The sequence below is a fragment of the Caproicibacterium argilliputei genome, assembly GCF_029211325.2.
GTDB classification, from domain to species: domain Bacteria; phylum Bacillota; class Clostridia; order Oscillospirales; family Acutalibacteraceae; genus Caproicibacterium; species Caproicibacterium argilliputei.
This window is the reverse complement of the sequence record NZ_CP135996.1, coordinates 274,205-300,666: the sequence shown is the minus strand read 5'-3', so window position 1 is coordinate 300,666 and position 26,462 is coordinate 274,205. Positions and strand designations below refer to the sequence as shown.

Annotated in this window: 26 protein-coding genes; 4 read left to right on the top strand and 22 right to left on the bottom strand. The window is 54.6% G+C overall.

Going from position 1 to position 26,462, the window contains the following annotated elements:
• Positions 1–43: 43 nt before the first annotated feature.
• The 7 genes from PXC00_RS01355 to PXC00_RS01325 form a co-directional block, all read right to left on the bottom strand.
• Complete coding sequence (locus PXC00_RS01355; RefSeq protein ID WP_275844594.1) at positions 44–523, bottom strand: putative ABC transporter permease; 480 nt, start codon at positions 521–523, stop codon at positions 44–46.
• Positions 524–683: 160 nt separating this feature from the next.
• Positions 684–1,076: a pyridoxamine 5'-phosphate oxidase family protein gene (locus PXC00_RS01350; protein WP_275844595.1), complete on the bottom strand. Its 393-nt coding sequence runs from the start codon at positions 1,074–1,076 to the stop codon at positions 684–686.
• 64 nt (positions 1,077–1,140) lie between these two features.
• Positions 1,141–1,761, bottom strand: coding sequence for an HdeD family acid-resistance protein (locus PXC00_RS01345; RefSeq protein WP_275844596.1), 621 nt, complete (start codon positions 1,759–1,761; stop codon positions 1,141–1,143).
• Positions 1,762–1,926: 165 nt separating this feature from the next.
• A complete protein-coding gene (locus PXC00_RS01340) occupies positions 1,927–2,376 on the bottom strand; it encodes a hypothetical protein (protein WP_275844597.1) in 450 nt (149 codons plus the stop codon).
• Positions 2,377–2,643: 267 nt separating this feature from the next.
• The gene (locus PXC00_RS01335) at positions 2,644–4,491 is read right to left on the bottom strand and encodes a heavy metal translocating P-type ATPase (RefSeq protein WP_275844598.1); all 1,848 of its coding nucleotides are present in this window, start codon (positions 4,489–4,491) and stop codon (positions 2,644–2,646) included.
• Positions 4,492–4,539: 48 nt separating this feature from the next.
• Entirely contained in the window at positions 4,540–4,761 is a 222-nt protein-coding gene (locus tag PXC00_RS01330) for a heavy-metal-associated domain-containing protein (RefSeq protein WP_275844599.1), read from the bottom strand.
• Positions 4,762–4,815: 54 nt separating this feature from the next.
• Positions 4,816–5,184 (bottom strand): ArsR/SmtB family transcription factor, encoded by a 369-nt coding sequence (locus PXC00_RS01325; RefSeq protein ID WP_275844600.1) that lies wholly within the window; start codon positions 5,182–5,184, stop codon positions 4,816–4,818.
• 223 nt (positions 5,185–5,407) lie between these two features.
• Here PXC00_RS01325 and PXC00_RS01320 point away from each other — a divergent pair, with 223 nt between their 5' ends.
• Positions 5,408–7,975, top strand: a complete 2,568-nt coding sequence (locus tag PXC00_RS01320; protein WP_275844601.1) for a heavy metal translocating P-type ATPase — start codon at positions 5,408–5,410, stop codon at positions 7,973–7,975.
• Complete coding sequence (locus tag PXC00_RS01315; RefSeq protein ID WP_275844602.1) at positions 7,975–8,238, top strand: metal-sensing transcriptional repressor; 264 nt, start codon at positions 7,975–7,977, stop codon at positions 8,236–8,238. The genes PXC00_RS01320 and PXC00_RS01315 overlap by 1 nt, the downstream gene beginning before the upstream one ends.
• Positions 8,239–8,290: 52 nt before the next feature.
• On the opposite strand, the gene cysS is transcribed toward PXC00_RS01315, so the two are convergent.
• The 11 genes from cysS to PXC00_RS01260 form a co-directional block, all read right to left on the bottom strand.
• Positions 8,291–9,712 (bottom strand): cysteine--tRNA ligase, encoded by a 1,422-nt coding sequence (gene cysS, locus PXC00_RS01310; protein WP_275844603.1) that lies wholly within the window; start codon positions 9,710–9,712, stop codon positions 8,291–8,293.
• Between the two features lie 25 nt (positions 9,713–9,737).
• Complete coding sequence (epsC, locus tag PXC00_RS01305; RefSeq protein WP_275844604.1) at positions 9,738–10,433, bottom strand: serine O-acetyltransferase EpsC; 696 nt, start codon at positions 10,431–10,433, stop codon at positions 9,738–9,740.
• 330 nt (positions 10,434–10,763) lie between these two features.
• Positions 10,764–11,333 (bottom strand): CDP-diacylglycerol--glycerol-3-phosphate 3-phosphatidyltransferase, encoded by a 570-nt coding sequence (gene pgsA / locus PXC00_RS01300; protein WP_275844605.1) that lies wholly within the window; start codon positions 11,331–11,333, stop codon positions 10,764–10,766.
• Positions 11,334–11,339: 6 nt separating this feature from the next.
• Positions 11,340–12,695: a 30S ribosomal protein S12 methylthiotransferase RimO gene (gene rimO, locus PXC00_RS01295; RefSeq protein WP_275844606.1), complete on the bottom strand. Its 1,356-nt coding sequence runs from the start codon at positions 12,693–12,695 to the stop codon at positions 11,340–11,342.
• On the bottom strand, positions 12,688–13,305 hold the full coding sequence (locus tag PXC00_RS01290) for a regulatory protein RecX (protein ID WP_275844607.1): 618 nt from the start codon (positions 13,303–13,305) through the stop codon (positions 12,688–12,690). Before PXC00_RS01290 ends, rimO begins: the two co-directional genes overlap by 8 nt.
• 27 nt (positions 13,306–13,332) lie before the next feature.
• Positions 13,333–14,526: a recombinase RecA gene (recA, locus tag PXC00_RS01285; protein ID WP_275844608.1), complete on the bottom strand. Its 1,194-nt coding sequence runs from the start codon at positions 14,524–14,526 to the stop codon at positions 13,333–13,335.
• A gap of 445 nt (positions 14,527–14,971) precedes the next feature.
• Positions 14,972–15,826, bottom strand: coding sequence for a peptide chain release factor N(5)-glutamine methyltransferase (prmC, locus tag PXC00_RS01280; protein ID WP_275844610.1), 855 nt, complete (start codon positions 15,824–15,826; stop codon positions 14,972–14,974).
• Positions 15,823–16,785, bottom strand: a complete 963-nt coding sequence (locus PXC00_RS01275; RefSeq protein WP_275844611.1) for a DUF1385 domain-containing protein — start codon at positions 16,783–16,785, stop codon at positions 15,823–15,825. Before PXC00_RS01275 ends, prmC begins: the two co-directional genes overlap by 4 nt.
• A complete protein-coding gene (locus PXC00_RS01270; protein WP_275844612.1) occupies positions 16,766–18,250 on the bottom strand; it encodes a sensor histidine kinase in 1,485 nt (494 codons plus the stop codon). The genes PXC00_RS01275 and PXC00_RS01270 overlap by 20 nt, the downstream gene beginning before the upstream one ends.
• A gap of 42 nt (positions 18,251–18,292) precedes the next feature.
• Positions 18,293–18,997 (bottom strand): response regulator transcription factor, encoded by a 705-nt coding sequence (locus PXC00_RS01265; protein WP_275844613.1) that lies wholly within the window; start codon positions 18,995–18,997, stop codon positions 18,293–18,295.
• A 52-nt stretch (positions 18,998–19,049) separates the two neighbouring features.
• Positions 19,050–20,402 carry an FG-GAP repeat domain-containing protein gene (locus PXC00_RS01260; protein ID WP_275844614.1) on the bottom strand — a complete coding sequence of 451 codons (1,353 nt, stop codon included), beginning with the start codon at positions 20,400–20,402 and terminating at the stop codon, positions 19,050–19,052.
• A 195-nt stretch (positions 20,403–20,597) separates the two neighbouring features.
• On the opposite strand from PXC00_RS01260, the gene PXC00_RS01255 reads away from it, so the two are divergent.
• Both PXC00_RS01255 and PXC00_RS01250 read left to right on the top strand, forming a co-directional pair.
• A complete protein-coding gene (locus PXC00_RS01255; RefSeq protein ID WP_275844615.1) occupies positions 20,598–21,512 on the top strand; it encodes a LysR family transcriptional regulator in 915 nt (304 codons plus the stop codon).
• A 75-nt stretch (positions 21,513–21,587) separates the two neighbouring features.
• Positions 21,588–22,556, top strand: a complete 969-nt coding sequence (locus PXC00_RS01250; RefSeq protein WP_275844616.1) for a DMT family transporter — start codon at positions 21,588–21,590, stop codon at positions 22,554–22,556.
• A 132-nt stretch (positions 22,557–22,688) separates the two neighbouring features.
• Here PXC00_RS01250 and PXC00_RS01245 read toward each other — a convergent pair whose 3' ends face one another.
• The 4 genes from PXC00_RS01245 to PXC00_RS01230 are packed head-to-tail and all read right to left on the bottom strand — an operon-like array spanning position 22,689 to position 26,335.
• The gene (locus PXC00_RS01245; RefSeq protein WP_275844617.1) at positions 22,689–23,288 is read right to left on the bottom strand and encodes a hypothetical protein; all 600 of its coding nucleotides are present in this window, start codon (positions 23,286–23,288) and stop codon (positions 22,689–22,691) included.
• Entirely contained in the window at positions 23,285–23,947 is a 663-nt protein-coding gene (locus PXC00_RS01240) for an ABC transporter ATP-binding protein (protein WP_275844618.1), read from the bottom strand. Before PXC00_RS01240 ends, PXC00_RS01245 begins: the two co-directional genes overlap by 4 nt.
• A 4-nt stretch (positions 23,948–23,951) precedes the next feature.
• Positions 23,952–25,235, bottom strand: a complete 1,284-nt coding sequence (locus PXC00_RS01235) for an ABC transporter permease family protein (RefSeq protein ID WP_316935044.1) — start codon at positions 25,233–25,235, stop codon at positions 23,952–23,954.
• Positions 25,235–26,335 (bottom strand): FtsX-like permease family protein, encoded by a 1,101-nt coding sequence (locus PXC00_RS01230; protein WP_275844620.1) that lies wholly within the window; start codon positions 26,333–26,335, stop codon positions 25,235–25,237. The genes PXC00_RS01235 and PXC00_RS01230 overlap by 1 nt, the downstream gene beginning before the upstream one ends.
• Positions 26,336–26,462: the final 127 nt, after the last annotated feature.

Sequence of the window (26,462 nt, the reverse complement as noted above, 5' to 3'; positions counted from 1 at the left end):
GCTGTTTCTGCCTCGTCTTCTTTGATTTCTGCCTCGTCTGCGCTCAAAGCAGTTTATAGTGCGGGCGCTCCTCCCCAAAAAGCAGCCACGCAAGCGTATCGTACAAAAGCACGGCGGCCATACCCACTACGCACCAGCCTAAGGACGCAAGCAGGCTGACCTGCCCCCAGAGGTTATACGGCTCATCGGAATAATCCCACACGTGCATCTGCAGGCCCAGGTTCACCACACAGCCTGCCACAAACTCCCCCACCGTAATGGTCATACCCGCCAAAATTGACTGTGTGACCAGCGACCAGCTTTGCCGGTGCTTCCCCCGCTCCACGCCAATCAGCAAAAACAGCGTGCCGCCCGCCAAAAACATGGTCCAGTGCGTCCATCCGCGCCAGGCAACCTCCAGCAGACAGTAAAAGCCGCCGCCCATCAGCCACATACCCAGATGTTCCAACGCCATACTCTGCTGCGCCGCTGCAGGCTGTGCGGCGACAAGCCTGCCCGCGCCCGCAGTTCTTACAGTTTCCATCCTTTTGCCGCCTTTCTTTTCCCCGCGCGGATTTCTTTATCGTAAATTTAGTATGACGCAAAAACGAGTGTCTTATTACGGAAAGCGACGTCGTTTTTCCCGGTAATTTTCGCCAAAAAATCGCCTGCGCAAAAACTGCACAGGCGGTTTTCTTTTGTTTTCAGCCGATGACCACCGGTTCTGCGGTCATCGAATACTTGACGCAGGCCGCATCCTCAATCGCAAAAACTTCAAACGTTTTGTCGCCGGGCTTGTACAGCTTGCTGGGGCCGGTAGGGTCCGCCAGCATCGCTGCACGGGATTCGTCACGGTCGTCGCGCACCAGACGGCCGGTCACGCGAATCCATGTTCCGTCCTTTTCCATGCCGCTGATTTCCACCTTCGGGTTCTGCATCATCTGTGCAAAGCACTTCTTTTTGTTGTTGGTGCAGATATACGGCTTGCCGCCAATCTCTGTGACCGCACTGAACGGCCGCACACGCGGCTGGTCGCCCTCCTCTGTTGCCACAAAAAAGACGCCTGTTTTTTTAAGCTCCGTTACAATCGCGTTCACGATTTTTCCCTCCGTTTTTTCAGTTTTCGGTTTTTGACTGCACGCTTCTGCTTGCAAATCCGGCTCAGTGATTGGAAAGATGTTCCCAAGCAGCCGGCTGAAATTCTTCCGTATCCTCCGCGCTCAGGTCCTCGTAACGCCGGTGGGCATGGCGCAGGAACAGCACCACGGCAATATTCAGCACGCCGTCTGCAATCAGCACAACGTAGGTGTACTGCAGGCGCAGCTGGTCGCTGCCAAACGGGTTTGCCAGTGCAATCATCGCCAGCAGGATACTGGCACCCGCTGCAAGCAGCACCACCCACCACTTCTGTTCTTTAAGCCGCAGCAGGTCTGTGGAATTCTGCAGCTTCAGCAGACTGTCGCCCAGCACCAGCAGGGCAAGAATCTGGCTGAACGCAAAGGCGACCTCCTGGGTGCGCATCAGCGAAAAAATGCCCAGCAGGATGCACGCGGCACCACCCGCAAACTCAAAGTGTCCGGGTGTCAGGTAGCGCTTGCGCAGAAAGTAGGCAAACACCAGCACAATCCCCACAATGATGAGCAGAATGCCCATCGCCTGGCACAGCGCCGGCAGGGAAACCTGCGGAAACAGCAGCAGCAAAACACCGCCGGCGATATACGCCACGGAAACGCAGACCAGCATCACCCAAGTGCTTTCAAAGGTTTTCTCTTTCTGTTCCATGGGCAGCTCCTTTTTCCAAACAATTTCGCGTAAATCATCTATTCTTCATTATAAACGCTTCCCCGAAAAATGGTAGTGCCTATCAAAAGTTTGAGGAAAGTTTTTCGTTTTATACATGACAAAGAAAAAGAGCCCGCGTACGCGCGGACTCAAAAAAAGCAAGATTCAAGTGATTGGCATCTGATTCGTTAAGGCAGGCCAAATCATGTAGAGCAGCGTAAAGACCGTAACAGCACTGCACACAAGCCCCCCTGCCAAAAAAACGTGTGACCTCCGTTTTTGCGCCTTAATGCGCCGCGCGTACCAGAACAGCGGAATCTGCAGCAACGCCGCCACCAGTTGAATTCCGCCCTCCCACAGCAGACTGCCCCGCCACAGGGGAGCAAAGGGTTTGCTGGATGAATCCGACATTCCGGCACCAACGCCGTACAGCATTGCGAAAAATAAAACCGTAAATAAAAGCGCGGCAAACAAACCGAGAATGACTCCGGCAATTTGAAATCCCTTTTGCTTTTTGTGATAGGAGACCGTAAGCAGCACCGGCGCCGCAAACGTTGCAAGCAATGGAACCGTAAATACAAAGTTCGACAGCACCCATAAGCCAAAATTGCCCATGTTCAATCACTTCTTTTCAGTACTACAGCAAACTTGCAGCCATCTATTCCTCCGAAAAAGGAAGAACCGGCTTGCGTCGACTGGGGCAGGTTCGTCCGACTCAAGCCCGCAGACAAATCCTAAAAATAATAATGTTTTTACGTCTCAACATTACCACATATGTCATGATTTGTCAAATATTATTATGCATTTTACTGCTTGGTTTTATAAAATGCACCGCAAAAAAGACTTCCCGCAGCGGCGGAAAAGCCTTCCTGATTTGTTTTTTTATTCTTCTGTACGCAGGGCACGCATGGAATTGAGGATGGCAATGACCGTCACACCTACATCCGCAAAAACCGCCGCCCACATATTGGCAAGCCCCAACGCCGAGAGTACCAGCACCAACAGCTTTACTGCAAGCGCAAACACAATGTTCTGCCGCACAATGCGCAGTGTCCTGCGCGAAATGCGTACCGCCGCCGCCAGCTTTGCCGGGTCATCGTCCATCAACACGATGTCCGCGGCTTCAATGGCGGCGTCGCTGCCGAGCGCACCCATCGCCACGCCCACGTCCGCACGCGCCAGCACCGGCGCATCGTTAATGCCATCCCCCATAAAGACCAGGCTGCCGGACTTCTGCCCCATCAGCTTTTCCACTTCTCCGACTTTGTCACCCGGCAGCAGTTCCGCGTGTACCTCGTCAACGCCGAGCTGCTCCGCCACTGCCTGTGCCACGGTGCGGTTGTCGCCGGTGAGCATCACTGTGCGCCTGATACCCGCCGCTTTCAGCTTGGCAATGGCTTCTTTTGCGTTTGGCTTTACTTCGTCGGAAATCAGCAAGTACCCCAGATACTTGCCGTCCGCGGCAACGTGCACCACGGTGCCGGGCAGGGAGACATCCTGAAACGTCACGGATGCCTGCTGCATCAGCTTGGCATTGCCCGCCAGCACCGTGCGGCTGTCCACCTGCGCCTGCACGCCGCGCCCGGCAATTTCTTGAATCTCCCCCACACGATCCGGCGGTACCTGCTGCCCCCACGCCGCACGCAGCGACTGAGAGATGGGGTGATTGCTGCCGCTTTCCGCAAGCGCGGCGATTTCCAGCAGAGTTTCGGGCGCCACACCTTCCTGCGGCACTGTCTGCGTCACACGAAACGTCCCTTTCGTCAAGGTGCCGGTCTTATCAAAAACAGCCACTTCCGCGTCCGCAAGGGTTTCCATGTAATTGCCGCCCTTGATGAGGATTCCGCTGCGGGAAGCACCGCCGATGCCGCCAAAAAAGCTGAGCGGAACGGAAATGACCAGCGCACAGGGACAGGACACCACTAAGAAGTTCAGCGCACGCATGAGCCAATCTTCAAACGGCTGGCGAAACAGCAGCGTTGGCAGTGCCGCCAGCGCAACTGCGGCAAACACAACAATCGGCGTGTAGTAGCGGGCAAACTTCGTAATGAAGTTTTCAGCGCGCGCTTTTTTGCTGCTCGCATTTTCGACCAAATCCAGAATCTTTGACACCGTAGAGGCGCCAAATTCTTTCGTCACGGTAATGCGCAGCACCCCGCTCTGGTTGATGCAGCCGCTCATTGCCTCGCCGCCCGGTGCAAGCTGGCGCGGTACACTTTCGCCGGTCAGCGCGGAGGTATCCACCAAACTGCTGCCCTCCAGCACGGTGCCGTCCAACGGAATTTTTTCGCCCGGCTTCACCACAATCACGCTGCCCACCGGCACTTCCTCCGGGTCCACAACGGCCACGGTGCCGTCTGCCTGCTCCAGATTGGCGCTGTCCGGCCGAATATCCATCAGCGCGCTGATGCTCTTGCGGCTGCGCCCCACGGCGTAGCTCTGGAATAACTCGCCGACCTGGTAAAACAGCATAACCGCCACCGCTTCCGGATACTCGCCAACCGCCAGCGCCCCGATGGTTGCCACGCACATCAGAAAGTTTTCGTCAAACACCTGCCCGTGGGCAATGTTGCGCACAGCTTTCCACAGCACATCGTATCCCACCAGGAAGTACGGCGCCAGAAACAGCAGTAGGCGCGGCGTCCCCCTTACGGGAAGCAGCGCACACGCAAGCAGCAGCGCCGCAGAAATCAGGATGCGCAGGAGCATCCGTTTTTGTTTTGCCGTCATGATGAGTTCCCCATTTCTCCTCAAAATTCACGAAGCTGAAGTCGGTGCTCAGTGCAGCAGGATTCTGCAGTCCGGCTCCACCTTTTTGCAAACCTTCACCGTCTGCTTTACGATTTCGTCAAAGCGTGCGTCGTCCGCCTCCAGCGTCAACTTCTGCGAAAGGAAGTTCACATCCGCACGGTTGACACCGTCAATTTTTTGAATGGCATCTTGCATTTTTGCGGCGCAGTTGGCACAATCTAAGTCTTCAAGGCGATACTGTTTTTTCATGGGAAGTTCCTCCTGTTTTCAAATAAGATTACGTCTTGCTTTCAAAAAAATCGCTCAGCCCAGCTCTGTCAGGTGCTCCATACCGGTGCCGAGAATGGTGCGCACATGGTCATCTGCTAATGCGTAAAACACCGTTTTGCCCTCGCGCCGGTACTTGACCAGCTGGTTCTGCTTAAGCACGCGCAGCTGGTGCGAGATGGCGGATTGGTTCATATGCAGCAGTTGTGCAAGATCGCACACGCACATTTCGCTTTCAAACAGCACATAAAGAATCTTGATACGAGTGCTGTCGCCAAAGACTTTAAAAAGCTCCGCCAAGTCATACAGCACCTCTTCATCCGGAACCACGCTCTGCACTTTTTTTATGATATCCTCGTGCACATGAATAAAGTCACAGCATTCCATTCCATTTTTATCCGGCATCGTGTATCCTCCTTCTTTGCACATATGAACATATGAATTGTTGTTCATATGTTCATTATATACACACTGTATGCGCTTGTCAAGAAAAAAGTGCTTGACTTTTATCTTTAGTAAGCCTATACTAACGATACACCCCCTGGGTGGGGTATAAACGCTATCCCTTTGGCGGCCGCGCAAAAACTGCCGTGTGCCGCTAATTCGAAATAACAAAAAGGAGGGCTTTATGAAACAGGAAAAATTCACGGTGACCGGTATGACCTGCGCCGCCTGTCAATCGCACGTGCAAAAGGCAGTCAGCAACCTGCCCGGTGTGCAGGACTGCGCGGTCAACCTGCTTTCCGGCACCATGACCGCACAGTTTGACGATGGCGCACTCAGTGATGCCGAAATCTGCGAGGCGGTCAAAAAAGCGGGCTACGGCGCCCAGCCGGCAGGCAAAAATATGGCGGCACAGGAAAAAAGCGCGCGCCAGCGAGCGGCAGAGGAACTGCACGCCATGAAAAACCGTCTGGTTTTCTCCATTATTTTCTTCGTGCCGCTTTTGTACATTTCCATGGGCAGTATGCTTGGCCTGCCGCTGCCGCCGTTTTTGACCGGTATGCAGAATGCTATTACCTTCGGCATGGCACAACTGCTTCTACTGCTGCCGATTCTCTACCTGAATCGCAGCTACTTTATTAACGGCTACCGCACGCTGTTTCACCGGGCGCCAAATATGGACAGCTTAATCGCCATTGGTGCAACGGCTGCCATCGTATACGGCATCTTTGCAATCTGCCGCATCGGCAACGGCCTTGCCGCCGGAGATTTTGCACTTGCACAACAGTACCATATGGATTTATACTTTGAATCAGCGGGCACCATCCTGACGCTGATTACTGTCGGCAAATATCTGGAAACCCGCTCGCGCGGGCAGACCACCGAAGCGGTCGAAAAGCTGATGGATTTAAAGCCGCAGACAGCCGTTGTGCTGCGCGGCGGCAGCGAGCAGCAGATTCCCGTGGAGGAAGTGCAGCTGAATGACCTGGTGGTGGTGCGCCCCGGCGAAAGCATTCCAGTGGACGGCGTGGTCACCGACGGCCTTTCCGCTGTGGACCAGAGCGCCATCACCGGCGAAAGCATTCCCGTAGAAAAGGAAACGGGCGATGAAGTCATCACCGCAACTATCAACGGCAACGGGCGGCTCGTGTTCCGTGCAACAAAGGTCGGCGATGAAACCACGCTGGCACAGATTATCCGCCTGGTGGAAGACGCCGGAAACAGCAAAGCGCCGATTGCACGCCTGGCAGATAAAATTGCGGGCGTTTTCGTGCCGGTCGTTATCACCATCGCCGCTGTGACCGCACTGGTCTGGCTGCTGCTGGGCTATGCGCCGGAGTTCGCTCTGCGCGCGGGCATTGCAGTGCTGGTCATTTCCTGCCCTTGCGCACTCGGCCTTGCCACACCGGTTGCCATTATGGTTGGCACCGGCAAGGGTGCCCAGCTTGGTATCCTTTATAAATCCGCCGAAGCATTGGAAACCGCACACACCGTGGACACGGTGGTGCTGGACAAGACCGGCACCCTGACACAGGGCCGTCCGGTGGTCACCGATGTTGCCGCACAGGCGCCATTTACCGAAGCCGAATTGCTGCAAACGGCAGCGGCTCTGGAAAAGCCAAGCGAGCATCCGCTGGCGCAGGCAGTTCTACAGTATGCGGAAGAACACGGTGTTGCGCCCGCAGCGGCAGAAAAATTTGAAGCCGTACCCGGTCGCGGGGTACACGCACAGCTGAACGGCACCATGTACAGTGCAGGCAACGCCGCATGGATGGCAGCCTGCGGTGCGGACGTTTCGGTACTGGAGGCACAGGTACACCATATGGCGGAAACAGGAAAAACGCCGTTGTACTTTGCCAAGGGAAACCAGCTGATGGGCGTAATTGCCGCCGCAGACCCGGTGAAACCAACCAGCAAGGCTGCTGTAGAAGCACTGCGGCACATGGGACTTTCGGTGGTTATGCTTACCGGCGACAACCGCCGCACAGCGGAGGCTATCCGCACCCAGCTCGGCATTGACCGCGCCGTGGCGGAGGTGCTGCCGCAGGATAAGGAACGCGAAGTCCGTGCACTGCAGGAGTCCGGTCACAAGGTCGCCATGGTGGGTGACGGCATCAACGACGCACCTGCGCTTACCCGCGCGGATGTCGGCCTTGCTATCGGTGCGGGAACCGACGTCGCCATTGCCAGCGCAGATGTTGTGCTGATGAAAAGCGACCTGCTGGACGCGGTTTCCGCCATTGAGCTTTCCCGTGCAGTCATCCGCAACGTAAAAGAAAACCTGTTCTGGGCGTTTTTCTACAATGCCTGCGGCATCCCGCTGGCAGCGGGTGTGTTTTACCCCCTGCTCGGTTGGCAGCTGAACCCGATGTTCGCGGCGGCCGCCATGAGTCTGAGCAGCTTCTTTGTGGTAACCAATGCACTGCGCCTGCGCTTTTTCCGGCCCAAACAGCGGGCACAGGTTTCTGACCTGCCTGCGCCTGCGGCGGCTGTTGCCGTAAAAACCCCGTCTATCAATTCTAAAGGAGTGGATTCCATGAAAAAAACAATTTCCGTAGAAGGCATGATGTGCGAACATTGCCAGGCACACGTTACTAAGGCGCTGCAGGAGGTTCCCGGCGTCACTGAAGTCAGCGTCAGTCTGGAAAAGAAAAACGCCGTTATTTCCTGCGGCGCAGAGGTTTCTGACGAAGCTCTGAAAAAGGCTGTTACCGACGCGGGCTACCAGCCCGGCCGTGTGGAGAACGCCTGATGCAGGCGGATAAAACAACCGTCCAGCGCCTGCTGAAAACCGCCGTTGGTCAGATTAACGGTGTTATGAAGATGGTGGATGACGATCGCTACTGTATCGACATCAGCAATCAGCTGCAGGCTGCCGTGGCGATTCTGCAGAAAGCAAACCGCGAGGTGCTGCACGCTCATATGCGCTGCTGTGTCACCGAAGCGGTGGAAAGCGGCAATCCGGACAAAAAAATTGACGAATTGCTCGACCTGTTTGACCGAACCGGAAAGTAAAAAAGGAAGGACGCGGCAATGCCTGCGTCCTTCCTTTTTTGCGCTTTTCAATTTAAGCTTTGTGCCACTTAACACCCTGCGGCGTGTCTTCCAGTACAATCCCGCGCGCCTTAAACTCGTCGCGGATTCGGTCAGCCTCCGCCCAGTTTTTCTCTTTGCGTGCCTGCGCACGCTTGGCAATGAGCGCTTCAATCTCGGCGGCTTCACCATCCTGTTCCGCTTCTCCGGCGGTCGGGCGGCTGTACAGCAAGCCAAGAATCCCTGCCAACCCGGTGAACAGATCGTAAGCGTACCCGCAAAGCTCCGCGCCGGGTGCTTTGTCTGCTGCCAGTTCTGTGTTGATGACTTTCGTCATCTCAAACAGCGCGGCAACTGCGTTCGGGGTATTGAGGTCATCCTCCATCGCCGCCTCAAATGCGGTGCGGCAGGCTTCCAGCTTTTCCTTCACGGCAGTATCGCTGTCTTTTTTGCCAGGCTGTGCGTTTTTCCGCACAAAGGCAAGATTGTCGCGGCAGTTGTACAGACGGTCCAGCGACGCCTTGCACTGCGACAGCATTTCTTCGCTGTAATTGACCGGCATCCGGTAATGCGCGGAAACCATCAGATACCGAATCGGCTCATAGCCGTACCGCTCGGCAACCTCGCGCACGGTAAAGAAATTGTGCAGGCTCTTGCTCATCTTTTTGTTGTCCACATTGATGTAGCCGTTGTGCAGCCAGTAGTGCGCAAACGGTACACCATTGCAGCACTCACTCTGGGCAATCTCATTTTCATGGTGCGGGAAAATCAAATCCTGTCCGCCGCAGTGGATGTCGATGGTTTTGCCCAGGTACCGGCGCACCATGGCGGAGCACTCAATATGCCAGCCGGGGCGGCCGTGCCCCCAGGGGGAATCCCAGTACGGTTCGCCGGGCTTTGCGCCTTTCCAAAGGGCAAAGTCCATTGCATCCTCTTTGATTTCGCCGGTGGCAATGCGCGCGCCTGCCTGCAAATCTTCTAACGGCTGATGGCTCAGCTTGCCGTATTCTTTGTCTTTGCGCGTGCGAAAATAAACGTCGCCGTTTTCCACTGCATAGGCATACCCTTTTTCAAGCAGCGTGGAAATAATCTCCTGAATGCCCTCGATATTTTCCGTCGCCAGCGGGTGCACCGTTGCAGGACGCACATTCAACCCCGCAGCGTCCTTTTTGTATTCCTCCATGTAGCGGCGGCTGATGGTTAGGTAGTCGGTGCCCTCCTCGTTTGCGCGGTTGATGATTTTGTCGTCAATGTCGGTGAAATTTTGCACAAACGTAACGGCATAGCCGCGGTACTCCAGATACCGGCGCAACACGTCAAACACGCACATCGGTCTGGCATTGCCGATATGAATGAAATTATACACCGTGGGACCGCAGGCATAAATTTTTGCCTGCTTCGGTACCATCGGCACGAATTCTTCTTTCTGACGGGAAAGGGTATTATACAGTTTCATGGACGTTTTATCCTCCTGCTGATTTTCATTTTCCGGCTGTATACCGCGCGTTTTGCCGGTCAAACGCCTCTTCGTACTGCCGGTCGTCGGCAGCCTGCTGTGCACCCAGCTTCTTTTCCATGCGCTCCAGCATTTGATTCATGCGGCAAAGCTCCTGTGCAACCGGGTCGGTCACGTGCACCTGATCCAGGTTGTCGGGTCGGACACCGTTGATCCGCACCACGCGCGCCGGCACGCCGACGGCGGTGGCATTGGCAGGCACTTCATCCAGCACAACCGCGCCCGCGGCGATGCGCGCGTTGTCGCCGATTTTCATCGGCCCCAGGATTTTTGCCCCGGAACCCACCAGCACATTGTTGCCCAAAGTAGGGTGGCGCTTTCCCTTATCTTTTCCGGTTCCACCCAAGGTTACCCCCTGGTACAGTGTACAGTAATCGCCGATTTCCGTGGTTTCGCCAATCACAACACCCATGCCGTGGTCAATGAACAACCCCTTGCCAATTTTCGCACCGGGGTGAATTTCAATGCCGGTTTTGTGCCGTGCACGCTGACTGACCCACCGCGCCAAAAACGGATGCCCTTTTTCCAAAAGCCAGTGCGCCCGCCGGTAGCTGCGCACCGCTTTAAATCCACTGTACAGAAAATAAACCTCCAGCCGGCTTCGCGCGGCCGGGTCCCGCTCCATGATGGAGTCAATCTCCTCTTTCAGTCTGCAAAACATGGTAACACTCCTTGTTTTCGCACACGCAGAACCGGAGAAACGAAAAAGCCCCCGTCTGTACAGGACGCTGCCCATACAGACGGAGGCGAAAAATTCCGCGGTTCCACTCCGGTTTCTTGCTCAATGGAGGATAACGGCTCCCGCCGTGCAGGGATTTCCCCCCTGCCTGCTCCCGGACGCATTCTTCGCACGGTTTCTGCGAAAAGCACTTTCAGCCTCTGGTGCTTTCTCTCTGCCGCTGCCGCCGCGCTACTTTTTCCGTTCATCGCATTTTATACTTGGATATAGATTTATTATATGTTTCCGGTTTTAAAAAGTCAACTGCCGGTTTTACTTCATGGTGCTGATCACCTGGTAGTTCTGCCGAATGTACACCACACCGCTGACAATCGTCAGCAAGCACGAAATGCCCACAAACAGATTGCCAACCAGCAAAAACGCACCTGCGGCAGCACCTGTGCCGGCAAGCTCCTGCACGCTCTGCAAAATCAGCACAACCATCACCGCAATCATCTGCGACACCGTTTTGGTCTTGCCCCATTTGTTTGCGGCGATCACCTTGCCGGACTCTACTGCCACCAGCCGAAGGGAGGTCACTGCAAATTCCCGCAGCATAATGATGAGTACAAACCAGATATTACAAAGCCCCATGCTCGCAAAGCAGATGAGCGCCGTCATAACCAGCACCTTATCCGCAAGCGGGTCCAAAAACTGCCCGAAGGTCGTAATCATGTTGCGCTGGCGGGCAATTTTTCCGTCCAGGTGGTCGGTGTAGGAAGCCACTGCAAACAGCACCAACGCCCACAGAAAGTGCCCCTGTACGGAAGAAGCCAGCAAAAACGCCGCAAACACCGGCACCAGAAGGATACGCAGCAGCGACAGTTTATTGGGCAAATTCATGTTTGTTTATGCCCCCTTTGACGGACAAAGTTCTCCAATCAGGTCTCCATCCATACACTCTGTAATCTTTACCTGCACAAAGGTACCCATAACCGGCTTTTGAGCGCCGGTGGGTACGGTGAAATACACTTTTCCGTCAATATCATCCGGCGCCTGCGCCGCGGTGCGGCCAAACCAGCACTCCGCGTAGCGATCCCAGCCCTCACACAGCACTGTCTGCACCTGCCCCGCCATCGCCTCACCGGCGGTCTGGTCGCGATCCATCTGCCCTTCCATAATCAGTTCCATACGGCGCTGCTTGACATCTTCATCAATCTGGTTCGGCATTTCCGCGGCGGCGGTGCCCTCTTCCTGCGAGTAAGCAAAGCAGCCCATGCGGTCAAATTTCATTTCCTTGACAAATTCGCAAAGCGCGGTAAAGTCCGCTTCCGTTTCTCCGGGAAAGCCGGTAATCAGCGTGGTGCGCAGCGTAACGCCCGGCACTTTTTCACGGATATGCGCAATCAGCTTTGTCAGCTCCTCGCGGCTGCCCCAGCGGCGCATGGCCTTTAAAATGGACTGGCTGCAGTGCTGCAGCGGCAGGTCAATGTACTTGAGCACCTTTGGCTCGGACGCCATCACGTCCAGCAGCTCATCGGTCATATAGTCCGGGTAGCAGTAGAGCATCCGAATCCAGACCAGCCCGTCAATTTTGCACAGGCGGCGCAGCAGCTGCGGCAGCATCAGTTTGTGGTCGTAAAGGTCCCAGCCGTATTTGGTGGTATCCTGCGCGATTAAAATCAGTTCCTTGGCACCGTTTTGCACCAGCTTGCGCGCTTCGGCTTCAATGTCCTCCATGGTGCGGCTGCGGTACCTGCCGCGAATCATGGGAATGGCACAGTAGCTGCAGCGGTTGTCGCAGCCCTCTGCAATTTTGAGGTAGGCAAAGAAGCTGGGGGTCAGCAGTTTGCGCTCGCCGCAGAGCGGCAGCTTTTCCTTCTCCGGAAAAGCCTCCGGCCGCGCACCCGCCAATGCCGCACGGCAGATGTAGTTGATGTCCGCGTCCGCACCAATGCCGCAAACTGCGTCGCATTCCGGCAGCTGCTGCATAATTTCACTGCGGTAGCGCTCCGCAAGGCAGCCGGTGACAACGATGGCCTTGAGGTGCCCCTCTTTTTTGAGGCGGGCAAGCTCCAAAATCTCGTCGATACTCTCCTGTTTGGCACTCTGGATAAAGCCGCAGGTATTCACAATTGCAACATCCGCAAGCGCGGCATCGTCCTTTACTTCCCAGCCTGCGCTTTCCAGCGACGCCAGCATCCGTTCTCCGTCCACCTGGTTTTTTGCGCAGCCCAGGTTCACTAATCCTACTGATTCAGCCATTCCATTCATCCTCATTTGTATTGTATCGGCGCAGCGCGGCGCGAATCTCGTCATAACCGTAGCCCAGCCGCTGCAAAGCCGCCGAAGCCCGCCGCTGGCTTTTCTCATCGGAAAGGTCGCGGTACTTTTTCTGCAGAATCCGCAGAATCGCCTGCTGCGTCTCCGGCTCGTTGTCATCTGCGGCCTGCTGCACGATTTCCGGCGCGATGCCCTTATGCGCCAGTTCATAGCAAACGCGCCGTTTGGCGCAGCCCTTACGGTACAGTTCGCGCGCAAAACGCTGGGCGTAGTCCTCATCATCCACCAGACCGAGGTCCTCCATTTTCTGTGCGGCGACCTGTGCCGCCTCTGGTGATACCGTGCGGGCAATTTTCTGCTCCAGTTCTTTTTTTGAGTGGCTGCGGTGCTCCAGCAGATACAGCGCCTTTTCGCGCGCACGGTGTGCATCCGACTGCTGCAGCAGTTCGTGCAGTTCCTCGTCGGTAACATCTTGCCCCGGCTTCCAGCCGGCCTGCAGCAGCGTTTCGGTATCCACGCTCACCGCGTACTCTCCATCCAGAAACAGCGCCGTCATGCTGTGCCGCCGCGGTTCCGCCGCCGTCAGTTCCACCGCGCACACGCCCCCTTGGTCTATTTTTTACTCGTCGTCCGCCTCAATATCAATATTAACAGAAGCGCTCCGCGTACTTTGTTTGTTTTCCGCAGGTGCTTCAGGCTCCTGCGCATCGACTTTTTCCGCTGCCTCCGCTTCTACTTCTTCCAGCGGCTTCGCCGCGCTGGCGCGAGGCGAAATGGTTTTTTCGTAAAGCTTGTCCGCATTTGCGCGCACCTTGGCTTCCACTTCTTCGGCAAGCTCTTGGTTTTCTTCAAAGAATTTTTTCACATTATCGCGGCCCTGTCCCAAGCGCTGTCCGTTGTAGGAAAACCACGAGCCGCTCTTCTCAATGATGTCCAGCTTCACACCGAGGTCAATCAGCTCCCCAACGTGTGAAATGCCCTGGCCGTACATAATATCAAACTCTGCCACACGGAACGGCGGCGCAATCTTATTTTTTACCACTTTGGCGCGCGTGCGGGAGCCGACCTGCTCATTGCCGCTTTTCAGCGTTTCAATTTTGCGGATGTCAATGCGCACAGAAGCGTAAAACTTCAGCGCGCGGCCGCCGGGGGTTACCTCTGGGCTGCCGTACATCACGCCGACTTTTTCGCGCAGCTGGTTAATAAAAATCGCGATGCAGTTACTCTTGCTGATGGCGCCCGCCAGCTTGCGCAGCGCCTGGCTCATCAGGCGCGCCTGCAGACCGACGTGGCTGTCGCCCATTTCGCCCTCGATTTCCGCGCGGGGCACCAAAGCGGCAACGGAGTCCACCACAATCACGTCGATGGCGCCGGAACGTACCAGCGCTTCTGTAATCTCCAGTGCCTGCTCACCGGTGTCCGGCTGGCTGACCAAGAGGCTGTCCACATCCACGCCGAGCGCCGCGGCATAAATTGGATCCAATGCGTGCTCCACATCAATAAAGGCGGCATTGCCCTTGCGCTTCTGCCCCTCCGCGACGCAGTGCAGCGCCAATGTGGTTTTGCCGGAACTTTCCGGGCCGTAAATCTCGATAATCCGCCCGCGCGGAAAACCGCCGATACCCAGTGCCAGATCCAGACTCAGGCTGCCGGTGGGGATGGACTCGACGTGCATGGCCTCGTTCTGCCCCAAACGCATTACGGCACCCTTGCCAAACTGCTTTTCAATTTTCGCAAGCGCGGTTTTCAGCGCTTCCTCTTTATCCTTTGCGTCATCCACGGTTTTGTTCGCTGCTTTGCTAGCTGATGCCATAAATGGATTCCTCCTGAAAAGTCCGGCTTTTCGCCCGCCGGCCCGCGTTTTTTCCAATGTGCTGTAAAACGGCAGAGCACCGCTTCTTTGCTGTCTCTGCCGCAATTCCAGTTTAAGTATACTGTAATCAGCGGAAAAAAGCAATATACTTGAACGTTTGTTTGAAATTTTGCAAGAGATTTTCGCCGCTAAAATATTGGGGGAAGCCCCAGTATTTTCTCCCATCCGACCTTTGTGCCCACGCCATTTCCCACGGTACCCTGCCAAAGCCGCCCGGCAGGGCGGCAAGGGCTTTCCCCTGCCGCACGAATGCGGCAAAAAACGCGCGGTTGCTTCGAGCCGTACCGGCAGGCTGTGTGACACTTCGACCCTGCGGCTTGCAAAAAAAGGCAAGGTGTAAGCCTTGCCTTGCCCCAATTCGTACAAATGCCGCATTTCCCGGCAGTCAAACAAGTTTTTCGCCGCGAAAGCCATACACCACGCGGTCAAAGGCATTGAAATCCCTGCACACCGCCACATCGCGAAGACCCGCGCTCTGAAACAGCCCGGAAACCGAGGCTGCCTGGCTTTCGCCGATTTCCACCGCACAAAGTCCGCCCGGCTTGACCTGCGGCACCCAAATCTGCGCGATGGCGCGGTAAAACCGCAAGCCGTCCTCTCCGCCGTCCAGTGCGGTTTCCGGCTCGAAGTGCAACTCCGGCTGCAGCTGCGGAATTTCGTTTTCCTCTACATATGGCGGGTTGCACAGAAAGCCATCCAGTTTTCCACAGGCAGCCGCATCCTCAGTGGAAAACGCGTCCAGCTGCAGCGGCTGCACATGCAAATTTGCGTACTTACAGCAGTTTTCTCGCAGGTAGCGCAGCGCACCGTCAAACTTTTCCCCACAGAACACCGTCAAATCCGGTCGCAGGCTTGCAAGCCCCAAGCCAACCGCCCCGCTGCCCGCACACAAATCCAAAACCCGGCCGCCCTGCGGCAGCCGCTGTGCCGCTGTGCGCACCAGCAGTTCCGTTTCTTCACGCGGGCAGAGCACGCCTTCGCCGACCGCAAGTTCCAGTTCCAGAAACGGCCACACACCAAGCAGGTACTGCAGCGGTTCTCCCCCGGCGCGCAGCGCCGCGAGCCGCTGTAGTTCCCGCGCGTCTGCGTCCGGCGCCGCTTCCTGCCCGTGTACCGCCAAGCCGGCGCGGTCCAGCCCGAACACTTTCCTGCACAGACAGACCGCGTCAAAGGCAGGACTTTCCTTGCCTGCCTGCCGCAATGTCTTTTTCGCCTGCAGATACGCCTGCTCTTTTGTCATGCTACGATTCTGTCCTCCCCGTTTTCCGGAATTACCGTCTGCATGGCGGCAATCGCCACTTCCATCATGCTGTCATCTGGCTCCTTGACGGTAAGCCGCTGCATCCACAGCCCGGGCGCGGCGATTACACGCGTCAGCCGGTTTTCGTGCCGCCCGCAGTAGCGAATCAGCTCATACCCCAGCCCCATGACCAGCGGAATGCACAGCAGCTTCACAAATGTGCGCAGAAACGGATTGGAAAACGGAATGAAAATGCCCACGAACACGCCGATTAAAATCATCAGCACCATGAAGCTTGTCCCGCAGCGCGGGTGAAAGCGCCCCTGCTTTTTCACATTTTCCACCGTCAGCGGCAAGCCCGCTTCATAGCAGAAAATTGTCTTATGTTCGGCACCGTGATACTGAAACATCCGCTTCACGTCTGTCTGGTAGCCAATTAAGCCCATGTACAAAATGAAAATTAACAGCCGCAGCACCCCCTCAAAGGGGCTGCGCCACGCCGCCGCAGCCGGGCCAGCTGTCTGTGTGAGCAGATTGTACAGCGCGGTCGGCACAATGAAAAACAACAGCAGCGCCAGCGCCACGCCGAGTACCGAACCAATTGCCATCACGACACCGCCGAGCTTGTCGCCCAGGTGACGGTCAAGCCACTGGTCAAACTTGCTTTCGCTTTCCTCACTATCCAAGTCGGCCATGCCCGACTTTTCGGTTGCCATATTGAGTGCTTTGCTGCTCATCACTAAGCTGTCAATAAAAGAGGAAACCCCGCGCAGCAGCGGCAGGCGCAGAATCTTATAGCGGTTCCACAGGGGAACATACCGCAGCTCCTCCGAATCTATGGAGCCGTCCGGCGTGCGCACCGCAACTTCAATCCGCTTCGGCCCGCGCATCAGGATGCCCTCAATCAGTGCCTGCCCGCCAATCGACGTAATGCACTTTTTAGGTTGCTGAGTCGTCATTCGCTTTCCTTTCTTCCAACTGTTTCTTTTCGTGTTCTTCTTCCAGATGGTCGCGCAGCTTCTGAATGGTGGGGATGGTGATGGTCACCACGGTGCCGACGCCCTCCTGGCTTTCAATATCCAAGCTGCCGGAATGCAGCGTCATAATCTCATCCGCCAGTGCAAGCCCGATGCCGGAACCGCGCACCGTCTGGTTTGCTTTGTAAAATTTCTTTTTCACATTGGGCAGATGTTTTTCGGGAATGCCGCAGCCGTCATCACCGATGGTGACCTGAATGAAGCCCTCCGCCTCGTTTGCCGCCACGTTAATGGTACCGCCGCGGTCGGTATATTTCAAAGCATTGTCCAAAATATTCACAAACACCTGCCGCAGGCGGTTCACGTCGCCCAGCACCGGCGAAAGCATTGCCGGCTCCGCATACAGCAGGAATTTGCCCTCGTTTTTAGCGCGCTCGCTGAACATATACACCGCCTCGCCGAGTTCGGCAAGGATGTCAATGCGGTCCATCGTGAGCGTCATGCGGCCGGACTGCATCCGTGAAAAGTCCAGAAGCTCCTCCACCATGCTAGAAAGCCGCTCGGTTTCGCGGATAATCACATCCATACCCTTATTAAAACTTTCCGGAGAAAGGCCGCCGCCCTGCAGGGTTTCACCCCAGCCCTTAATAGCGGTCAGCGGCGTGCGCAGCTCATGGGAAACCGAGGAAATGAAGTCGTTTTTCATCCGCTCAGCGGTGTCCAGTTCTTTGGCCATGTCATTGATGGTTTCACAGAGTTCGCCGATTTCGTCGTCCTGCCGGATATTTTCAATGCGGGCGTTAAAGTCCCCCTGCGCAATCCGCTTTGCCGTGCTGCCAATCTCCTGAATCGGCAGCAGAATGCTGCGCATGAAATAGCGGCTGGAAAGCAGCACCAGTGCGACCACCACCAGTCCCACCGCGACCATCATCAGCACAAGCAGCAGAATCTGCCAATCCGCCGCAGAGAGGGAAACCACATAGCGGATGCCGCCCACCAGATTGCCGGTGTCGCTGCGCAGCACGCGCGTAACCGCCATAACCCGCTCCCCGCTGGAAAGCTTTCCGGTCCAGGTGCCGTAGCCGTTTTTGCTCTGCAGGGCGGCCTCATAATCCGGCATAACTTCCTTTTCGTCCGGTGCAAAACCCAAGCTGGTGTTCATGACCTTGCCACGGTTGTTAAAAACCATCAGCTCCATGCTCTCCTTATTCGGAAAGTTTTCCACATACTGGCGCGCCGCCTTATTAAACTCCGCGGGGGAGCGGCGGCCGTAATTGGCAAATACATTGGTCAGTTCTTCGCTTCTGGAGTCGATTGCGGTTTGAATACCATTGTACGTATAGCTGCGCACCGTGAGGGACAGAATCACAATCAGCGTAATCAAAATCGCCAGAATCATGCCTAAAGAGTTCAGCAGCCATCGTTTTGAAATTTTCGAAGCATTCATCCGCTGTCCCTCCTTTTGCGCTGATTCCGGCGGCACCAGCCGTCAGGTTTCCCACTTGTAGCCCAGACCCCAGACCGTCACAATATGCTGGGGGTTGCTCGGCTCGTCCTCCACCTTCATGCGCAGGCGGCGGATGTTGACATCCACAATTTTTTCTTCACCGACGTAAGCGTCGCCCCAAACGTGCTTGAGAATGGCGCGGCGGTCCAGTGCGGAACCGGGGTTGCTGAAGAAAAATTCCATAATCTGAAACTCAACCTGTGTCAGTTCAATGTTCTGCGCGCCCTTCATCAGCGTGCGGCTGCGCAGGTTCAGCGCAAACTCGCCAGAGCGGATTTCCTCCGTAAAGTTGTTTTCATCGCGCATCTGCGCCAGCGCCACGCGGCGGTAAACCGCATCCACCCGCGCAACCAGTTCGCTGGGAGAAAAAGGCTTCGTTACATAGTCATCCGCCCCCATCATCAGACCGCTGACCTTATCCATTTCCTGGGTACGCGCCGTCAGCAGGATGATGCCGATGGAGCCGCTTTTTTTGCGCAGTTCCTTGCAGACCGACAGCCCATCGTGCTCGCCGGGCATCATAATATCCAACACCGCCACGTCAAAGCCGCCGCCCTGCTCCTCATAAATCTGCAGAGCCTGGTCGCCGTTTTCCGCTTCGGTGACATCATAGCCGGCGCGGTTCAGATTGATGACGACAAACTCCCGAATGGCCTGTTCGTCTTCCGCTACCAATATCTTTTTCATGCTTACCTCCGTGTTCTGTGACCGCAGCAAATCCAGGCGCAAACGTACTGGATTACGTACCGGTTGTTACGGTTTGAAAGTCCTTTTTCAACTGCTGCGCCGAAATGGCCAGTGCAGCCTTTGGCGTTGGGCAGGATATAGCTGTGACCAAACCGCCGTCTGTCAAAACCTCGGTAAAGCCGGTGTGCGGCTTGCTTTCCCACTCTGTTTTTGAAAAAATCTGCACAACCAGCAGTGGGCTGCCCGCGGCGCCTTTGCTCAGGTCAAATGTATAAACCGTAAGCTTGCGCGCGCTAATGTCCTGCTTGGTTGTAATGGTATCCTTCCATTTGTCCGGCAGAATCAGCCGGTAGCCGTCGCGCGCATTGATGAGCATACTGGAAACCGTGGTATAGCTTCCCTTGGCGGCATCAAAACGGTTCCACTGCACCTCGTTGCCCACATCATCGGAAGCCGCGCCGGTGTAACCCGGCAGCCGCGTAACGATTGGAAACTCCAGAATCGCGTTGTTGTCCACATCGCTGCTGTTCACCGACAGGTCGCGCAGCGTCACATTTTGCTGCGGTGACTGTGCGTTGTACAGCGGCGCCTGCAGCATTTTTTCTTTTTTGTCCCAGTACAGCAGTTCGGTCAGGGACTTCCCGTTTGTCTGCACGCAGTCCAGCATGACGCCCGTCTGTCCTTTACTGATGTCACCGACAGAAATGCCGGAAAACTTGGAGATGCCGGTGTCCAGCCGGATACTGCCCATCAGCTGCAGCGCCGTTCCCTTCAAACGAAAGAGGCTTGCGGTAAACTGCTGCTGGTCGTCTGTGGACAGGTTGGCGGTAAACAGCTCCTTTTTGCCGTCGCCATCAAAGTCCATGAGTGCCATTTCGTTGTAGGTCTGGTCGAGTTTCAACTCGTTCATTTTGCCCTGCGCATACTTGAAAACAGAAATTGTGCTGGCGGAGCCGGCGCTGCTGCCCCAGCCAACGATGACCTCGTCTGTGCCGTCGCCGTCTAGATCGCCGAAACAGACACGATCCACCTGCGCTCCGGGATTGCTAAAGGAGCCGATGTCCTGCCACTTGCCGTTTTCCTCTGCGGTAAAGAGGATGTTGACCGAAGTGTCGTCATCCCCCCGCTGATACAGCGCAATCGCTTCCGGATGCGAGTCGCCGCACAGGTTGTGCTGAATGATGGCAGAGCGGTACTCTCCCGCCGCCGGGTACTTCAGCGTAAAGTTTTTGCCTGCCTTTGACTCCAGCAGTGCATAAATATCCGCTTTTTCCCCTGTCGGGCGCGGTGGATGCATCAGCGCACGTGCATCCAGCCCGGTGACGGAGCAGCCGGAAAGCAGCAGGCTGGCTGCCAGCCCAAGCACCGCTGCCCGAACTGCGGCGTACTTTTTTTTACGTTTCATGCCTCCGCCCCCCTCTACCGCTTCAAGCCTTTTTAGTATAGCATTTTCTGTACAAATTGACCAGTTTCAAATCTGTTACAGCCTTTGAATCCTTCCTATTATACCCGAAGCCTCTGCCGGATGCAACTGCCGGTGCTTGCAGAAGCCGGTAAATTCTGATAAGATAGTCTGCAGACTGTATATGAAGGTGCTTTCATGAACACAAATTTCGAATACTACAGGGTATTTTGTCAGGTGGCAAAGTACCACAGCATGACCCTTGCGGCACAAACGCTGAACATTTCTCAGCCGGCCGTCAGCAAGTCCATTCATCATCTGGAGACTGTACTGGGCTGTATTTTGTTCCAACGAAATAAAAACGGCGTACATCTGACCGCCGAAGGGCAGGAGCTGTACCGCTATGCTGCCCACGCCTATGAGCTGCTTGCCCGTGGAGAAGAGCGGGTGCGCAGTATGCGGGAGCTTTCCAGCGGCAGCCTGTGCATCGGCACTTCCGATATGCTCATGCATTTTTTTCTGCTGCCGTATCTGCGCAAATTTCATAATCTGTACCCAAACATCAAAATTCATCTGGTGACCGGCAACTCTCCGCAGACCACTGCCGCCCTGCGCGAGGGCCGCATTGATGTGGGCATTGTGGCCTCTCCGGTGGAAAAGGACGGGCTGACCGCTGTGCCTATCTGCTGTATCTACGATATTTTTGTTGCAAGTAAAAGCTTTTCGCAGCTTTACGGAAAGAATGTGACGCTGCAGGAGCTTGTGCGTTTTCCGCTCATTTGCTGCTCACCCGGCACCACTTCGCGGCAATTTTTGGACTCCTTTTTCCTGCAGCACAACATTGTGCTGCACCCGGAGTTTGAACTTGCCTCCACCGACATGATTGTGCCCTTTGCGGAAAGCGGCCTGGGCGTGGGCGTCGTATTACGCACGCTGGCCGCAGACAGCCTGCAGCGCGGCACCCTGTTTGAGGTGCAGACGTGCGACCGTATGCCAACGCGAAAAATCTGCGCAATCACCCAACAGGACACCCAGCCGTCCTGCGCAGCGCAGTCCTTTATGGAGGGACTGACCGCCAGTGGTGCGCTTGCGAAGCCGCCGGCGTTTCTCTGAGGCGTTTTTCCGGCAGCGCTCTCTTTTCCGTTTTTCTCTCCTGCAGAAGAAAAGCGGAGAAAGAAGGTACCGTTTTTGAAAAAAAGTATTTTTTATATCGCCCTTTCCGCTATCTTATTCAGCAGTATGGAAGTGGCTTTGAAGGCTGTTTCCGGGCAGTTTAACGCGATTCAGATGACCTGCACCCGCTTCCTGGTGGGCGGAATTGTTTTAATTCCATTTGCGCTGCACGCGCTCCGGCAGCGTGGTCTGCACCTGACCGGCAGCTTTTTAAAGCGCAGCCTGCTGCTTGGGCTGATGAACGTGGTGGTCAGCATGACACTGTACCAGCTGGCAGTGCAGAATGCTAATGCTTCGGTGGTGGCGGTGCTGTTCAGCAGCAACCCGATTTTCGTGACGCTGTTTGCCTTTCTGCTTCTGCATGAAGAAATCCACAAAAACCAAGTTGCCGCCCTGCTGCTGCAGCTGACCGCCATTCTGGTCATCATCAACCCGGCGCATATGCAAGCTGGCCTGCTCGGCATCCTGCTCACACTCGCGGCCGTGGTCACGTTTGCGCTGTACAGCGTCCTGGCTAAACGCGGGTGTGTCGAGTACGGCAGCATCGTGACAACCTGCGGCAGCTTTCTGTGCGGCAGTGCGGAAATGCTCCTGCTCATTCTGCTGAGCTGGGCCGAGCCGGTGGCAAGCCTGCTTGGTCGTGTCGGCTTATCTTCGTTTGCGCGGATTCCCATGCTTTCCGGCTACACCCTGCAGGATTTTCCTGTTTTCCTGTACATCTGTATCGGCGTGACCGGCGCCGGATTTGTCTGCTACTTCAAGGCAATGGAAATTTCCTCCACTGCCATGGCTTCGCTGGTATTTTTCTTTAAGCCGATGCTTGCCCCCATTTTTGCCTTGCTGTTCCTGCGGGAAAGCATCACGCCGGAAATGGCAGCCGGTATCGTGCTGATGCTGGCAGGCTCGCTTGCAGCCTTGGTGCCCGGCTTGCTGCAGACACGCCGGCAGCAGGCGGTTTCCATTGAACCGCCGGAGGCTTCCTGAGAATTTCGAGACAGCTGCAGCCTGCTGCGCTGTAATCGAATCCGGGCAGCAAAAGAATCGGTCGAAACCCTGCGCGGTTCCGACCGATTCTTTTTGATAAATCTCACCTTGCAGTTCAGCCTATCGGCGTGACTATTTTGTCTGATTTGTAGAGGTACTGACAAGTTTGACTTGCTTGGAAGAACCACTCCACACAGACAATTCGTTTGTGTATTGAATCGTTTGAATGCCGGCCGACTCCTGCGGCAGTAAATCCAGATCGGTTGTGCTGCCGTCGTCGTAAAGCAGCATACCCTTTGCCTTGCAGTCTGCGGTTAAGGTAAAGCGTAGCAGAATATGCGAATGCAGCTGAAAAGGGGATTTCCATGCGGCGGTGACTTCCAAATTCTTCGCGGCGACTTTTCCCCAGCGGTAGCCTTTTGTGATTTGCTGCTTTGCAAGTCCTTCGTATGCTTTTTCATTATTTTTGTCTGAATTGTATTGCTCTGCAAATTTAGAAATCTGCGCAATCTGTGTCTTTACCAGTTGGTCGGCAGTCTGCTCTTGTGCATCGGCGCGCATGGTGTTTGCCTGGGCAAAATCTGTAACGTACTGCCTGGCTTTCGAGATATAGGCATCTTTCTGCGCAAAAAAGACGATTTGATCAATACCGACGTATGCAAAAAAAACGACAAGTACACCCAGTAGAATCGCTCTGGCTTTGTGTTCTTTTATCCATTGACTTTTTTTCAATGCAGATGACCGTCCTTCATATGCAGAATGCGGGAGCAGCGGGAGGCTACCGTTTGGTCATGCGTGACGATCAGCATGGTGGTTCCGCCTTGGTTCAGAATTTTCATTTGCTCCATTACCTCATCTGCTGTCGCAGAATCCAGCGCGCCGGTCGGCTCGTCTGCAATCACCAGCTTGGGGTCACAGACGATGGCCCGCGCCAACGCCACCCGCTGCTGCTGCCCGCCGGACATCGTGCCCACTTTCTGCTTTGCGAGAGCTTCAATGCCGACTTTTTTTAATGCCTGCAGTGCCTTTTCTTTCATTTCAGGCAGCCGTGTTTTGTTAAAGTAGAGCGGGATTTCGCAGTTTCCAAGCGCCGTGTCCTCTTGCAGCAGCGCGAAATTCTGCAGCAAGATACCAATGCCCTGATTGCGCACCTTTGCAAGCCGGCTGTCCTTTAACTGACTGACATCTTCTCCGTCAAAATGGTAGCTGCCGGAAGTCGGGCTTTCCAAACACGCTAGAATATGTGCTAAAGTCGACTTTCCCGCACCGGAAGCCCCCATGACCGCAATCATTTCCCCTGCATCAATCTGCAGGTTGATGCCGTCCAATGCTGTCAGCTGGTTTGGCTTTCCGATATTATATTGCTTCGTAATGTTTTCAAGTACAATCATACGCTTATTCCTTTCTCAGCAGTGCCGCCAAGTCATTCTTTTGCAAAATCAGGTACGGTGCCAGCAGGGAGCAGACAATGACAATTGCGCAAATCAGCAGAATCCACAGAACGGACTGCGGCTGCAAAATCAAATATGCCCTTAATACCAAAGTGGTGTGAAGTTCTATATGCTGCAAAGCCGCAAACACAACGGTAAACAGCGCTCCCGCCAAAATAAGATAGAACAGCATATACCAAAGCAGCATCTGCAAAATCTGCTTCCGTGGGCAGCCCGTCAGGTAATAAACCTTAAACAGCCGCAGATTTTTCATAGTGGTCAGCATACTCATGGAAACCAGCCCTAAAAATACAACAAGAAAGAAAGTGATTAAAAAGGGCATCATCGTTTGCAGGGTTTGCAGTTTATCCGCCTGCTCCGCCGTAATCATTTCGGTATCCAGTTCTGTAAAGCCGCGCCCGAATTCCGCGCGCACCTGTTCAATTTGGTCTGTTGTGGCGGAGCGGTCTAAGTACAGGAAGGAGCTTTGACTTTCAATACCGCTGGTGCGCACCCCTTTGTAAAGCTGGCTTGGCGCAATCAAAAACATCGAATAATTGGTCATATCGTCAAAAAACGCAGAAGCACGGTCTGTAACGCTGGAAGAAAAGTTGAGATCCGGCGTTAGCTGCGGAAGGGAAAGTATGCCGGTCACAACAAAGTCCTGTTTCGGAATGGCACGGACTCCTCCGTTGTCGTTGCGTAGGACAGTATATCCCGGCAGGGTATCTCCCACATGAAAGCGTTTGGCATAGATACCGCCAATCACACAAGGAATTTTGCCGTCTACCAATGAAGTTCCCAGCCACTTGCCGCTGGAAAGTGAAAAGTGGAGGGATTCAATGGTCGCATTGTCATACAGTAAAACATGGGAACCGCGCGTTGTGGGAATGCTCTGTGAATTTTGCACGAGATTTGTAATAGATTCCGCGTCAAGTGCCAAATCTGAGGTATTAAACATCGAGTATCCCTTGATGAAAGGGTACTTTTTCTGCAGCTGTTTAATTTTTGCCGTATAAGCATTTCGCGAGTCCATGGTGATTGCATCAGGTTGAGGTGGGACCGTATTCGAGCAAAACAAAACGCGACTGCTGCTGGTTGTAAAAACGTTGATGCAACTTTGGCTGTACTGAAAAATATTTCCAAAAATCACCGTGAGAATGGAAATCGCCGCCAATTCAAGGGCGAGCACGCAGTTGGCAATCGGTCTTTTCCAAAACAAACGAATGCTTAACCAAAAAGTTTTCATCACAGTTCCCCTCCGCTGTTTACAATCTGTTTGCCGTAGTGCCGCAGGTAAGGCAGAATGAGCAGCACCATCAGGCATACGGTCACACAATAGATGACGAGAACATGGGCGGGAACAAACGCGGAATTTGTGAAAACCGTATTGGTACGGAACGCATACCGCAGTCCGGCAAAAATAGCGGTTCCAAGCAGATAACAGCCGGTAAACAGGAGCAGCAGCTCTCCAAACAAAATTTCAAGCATTTTGCCGCGGCTGCAGCCGCATACCTGCAGTACAAAGTAACTTTTCTTGCTGCTTTCCAACATATATTTAAAGATGAACAGCAGGTTTACCAATGCACTGACACCAATCAGCAGTGCCGCGAGGAACGGGAAAAGCAGGCTGACAAAGGTTCTTTCCGTCAAAGACTGCGGTACGGTCAGTTCTGCCCCCGGCAAAAGACCGCGTACATAATCACTAAGCTGTTGCTTTTCATCGTCCGCCGCACTGGCAGGGATAGTCACATCAACCTGTGTCAAAACAAAAGAGCGCAGCCCCACCGTATAGGGAATTTCTCCGCTCATATGATAAGAAAGCGGATTGGTTCCAATGACTTGAAACGGCATCCCGTTCAATTGGACTGTGCTGCCGGTTGCGTAACGCGTTCCTCTGTCTTCAGGAGACAAATCGGGATATCCGCTGATCAACACCTTTGCCCCGGACTGAATCTGCTGCTTGGTGATTTTTCCACCAACAACCTGATAGGCAAATTCATCCGGATTCCAGTAGGCGATGAATTTTTGCGGCGCAGCGCTGTCCTTTTCAGAAGGCAGAATAAAGGAAAAGGTCAGGTTTGTGGGTGTCAAAATGGAATTTTTCATCAGCTTTTCCGGCAGCTGTTCCGGCTTTTGCACTTGCGCGGAAAGCGGCAGCTTTGCTGTGATGGTGCGCATGGAATCATATTGGCGAACATAATTTTGCCTTGCCGTGTAGGTTGTGGTAAAAAAGAAAAGGAACCCAACACTGACGGTCACCTGCACCAACAGGAAAATAAAAAACGCAACGCGGTTGTTGTGATATAGTAAAGTGATTTCTTTTCGGATGAGCCGAAACCGTTTCACAGAAACACCTTCTTTAAAAAATCAGGCGATTCGCTTTACAAAAACCGGCTTGTAAAACCAACCGCCTGATTCGATTTTTGATATTGCTCAGCTTAGCTGATGGTTAAGTATGCGGAGTTCACCAAGG

Excerpts from the sequence above, each read along its gene's own strand:
- PXC00_RS01315 (WP_275844602.1), top strand. The coding sequence starts at position 7,975 with ATGCAGGCGGATAAAACAACCGTCCAGCGCCTGCTGAAAACCGCCGTT.
- PXC00_RS01355 (WP_275844594.1), bottom strand. The coding sequence starts at position 523 with ATGGAAACTGTAAGAACTGCGGGCGCGGGCAGGCTTGTCGCCGCACAG.
- PXC00_RS01265 (WP_275844613.1), bottom strand. The coding sequence starts at position 18,997 with ATGAAAAAGATATTGGTAGCGGAAGACGAACAGGCCATTCGGGAGTTT.
- rimO (WP_275844606.1), bottom strand. The coding sequence starts at position 12,695 with ATGGCTGAATCAGTAGGATTAGTGAACCTGGGCTGCGCAAAAAACCAG.
- PXC00_RS01255 (WP_275844615.1), top strand. The coding sequence starts at position 20,598 with ATGAACACAAATTTCGAATACTACAGGGTATTTTGTCAGGTGGCAAAG.
- PXC00_RS01340 (WP_275844597.1), bottom strand. The coding sequence starts at position 2,376 with ATGGGCAATTTTGGCTTATGGGTGCTGTCGAACTTTGTATTTACGGTT.
- PXC00_RS01260 (WP_275844614.1), bottom strand. The coding sequence starts at position 20,402 with ATGAAACGTAAAAAAAAGTACGCCGCAGTTCGGGCAGCGGTGCTTGGG.
- pgsA (WP_275844605.1), bottom strand. The coding sequence starts at position 11,333 with ATGAATTTGCCCAATAAACTGTCGCTGCTGCGTATCCTTCTGGTGCCG.
- PXC00_RS01235 (WP_316935044.1), bottom strand. The coding sequence starts at position 25,235 with ATGAAAACTTTTTGGTTAAGCATTCGTTTGTTTTGGAAAAGACCGATT.
- PXC00_RS01320 (WP_275844601.1), top strand. The coding sequence starts at position 5,408 with ATGAAACAGGAAAAATTCACGGTGACCGGTATGACCTGCGCCGCCTGT.
- PXC00_RS01345 (WP_275844596.1), bottom strand. The coding sequence starts at position 1,761 with ATGGAACAGAAAGAGAAAACCTTTGAAAGCACTTGGGTGATGCTGGTC.
- prmC (WP_275844610.1), bottom strand. The coding sequence starts at position 15,826 with ATGACAAAAGAGCAGGCGTATCTGCAGGCGAAAAAGACATTGCGGCAG.
- PXC00_RS01275 (WP_275844611.1), bottom strand. The coding sequence starts at position 16,785 with ATGACGACTCAGCAACCTAAAAAGTGCATTACGTCGATTGGCGGGCAG.
- cysS (WP_275844603.1), bottom strand. The coding sequence starts at position 9,712 with ATGAAACTGTATAATACCCTTTCCCGTCAGAAAGAAGAATTCGTGCCG.
- PXC00_RS01330 (WP_275844599.1), bottom strand. The coding sequence starts at position 4,761 with ATGAAAAAACAGTATCGCCTTGAAGACTTAGATTGTGCCAACTGCGCC.
- PXC00_RS01325 (WP_275844600.1), bottom strand. The coding sequence starts at position 5,184 with ATGCCGGATAAAAATGGAATGGAATGCTGTGACTTTATTCATGTGCAC.
- PXC00_RS01240 (WP_275844618.1), bottom strand. The coding sequence starts at position 23,947 with ATGATTGTACTTGAAAACATTACGAAGCAATATAATATCGGAAAGCCA.
- recA (WP_275844608.1), bottom strand. The coding sequence starts at position 14,526 with ATGGCATCAGCTAGCAAAGCAGCGAACAAAACCGTGGATGACGCAAAG.
- epsC (WP_275844604.1), bottom strand. The coding sequence starts at position 10,433 with ATGTTTTGCAGACTGAAAGAGGAGATTGACTCCATCATGGAGCGGGAC.
- PXC00_RS01335 (WP_275844598.1), bottom strand. The coding sequence starts at position 4,491 with ATGACGGCAAAACAAAAACGGATGCTCCTGCGCATCCTGATTTCTGCG.
- PXC00_RS01270 (WP_275844612.1), bottom strand. The coding sequence starts at position 18,250 with ATGAATGCTTCGAAAATTTCAAAACGATGGCTGCTGAACTCTTTAGGC.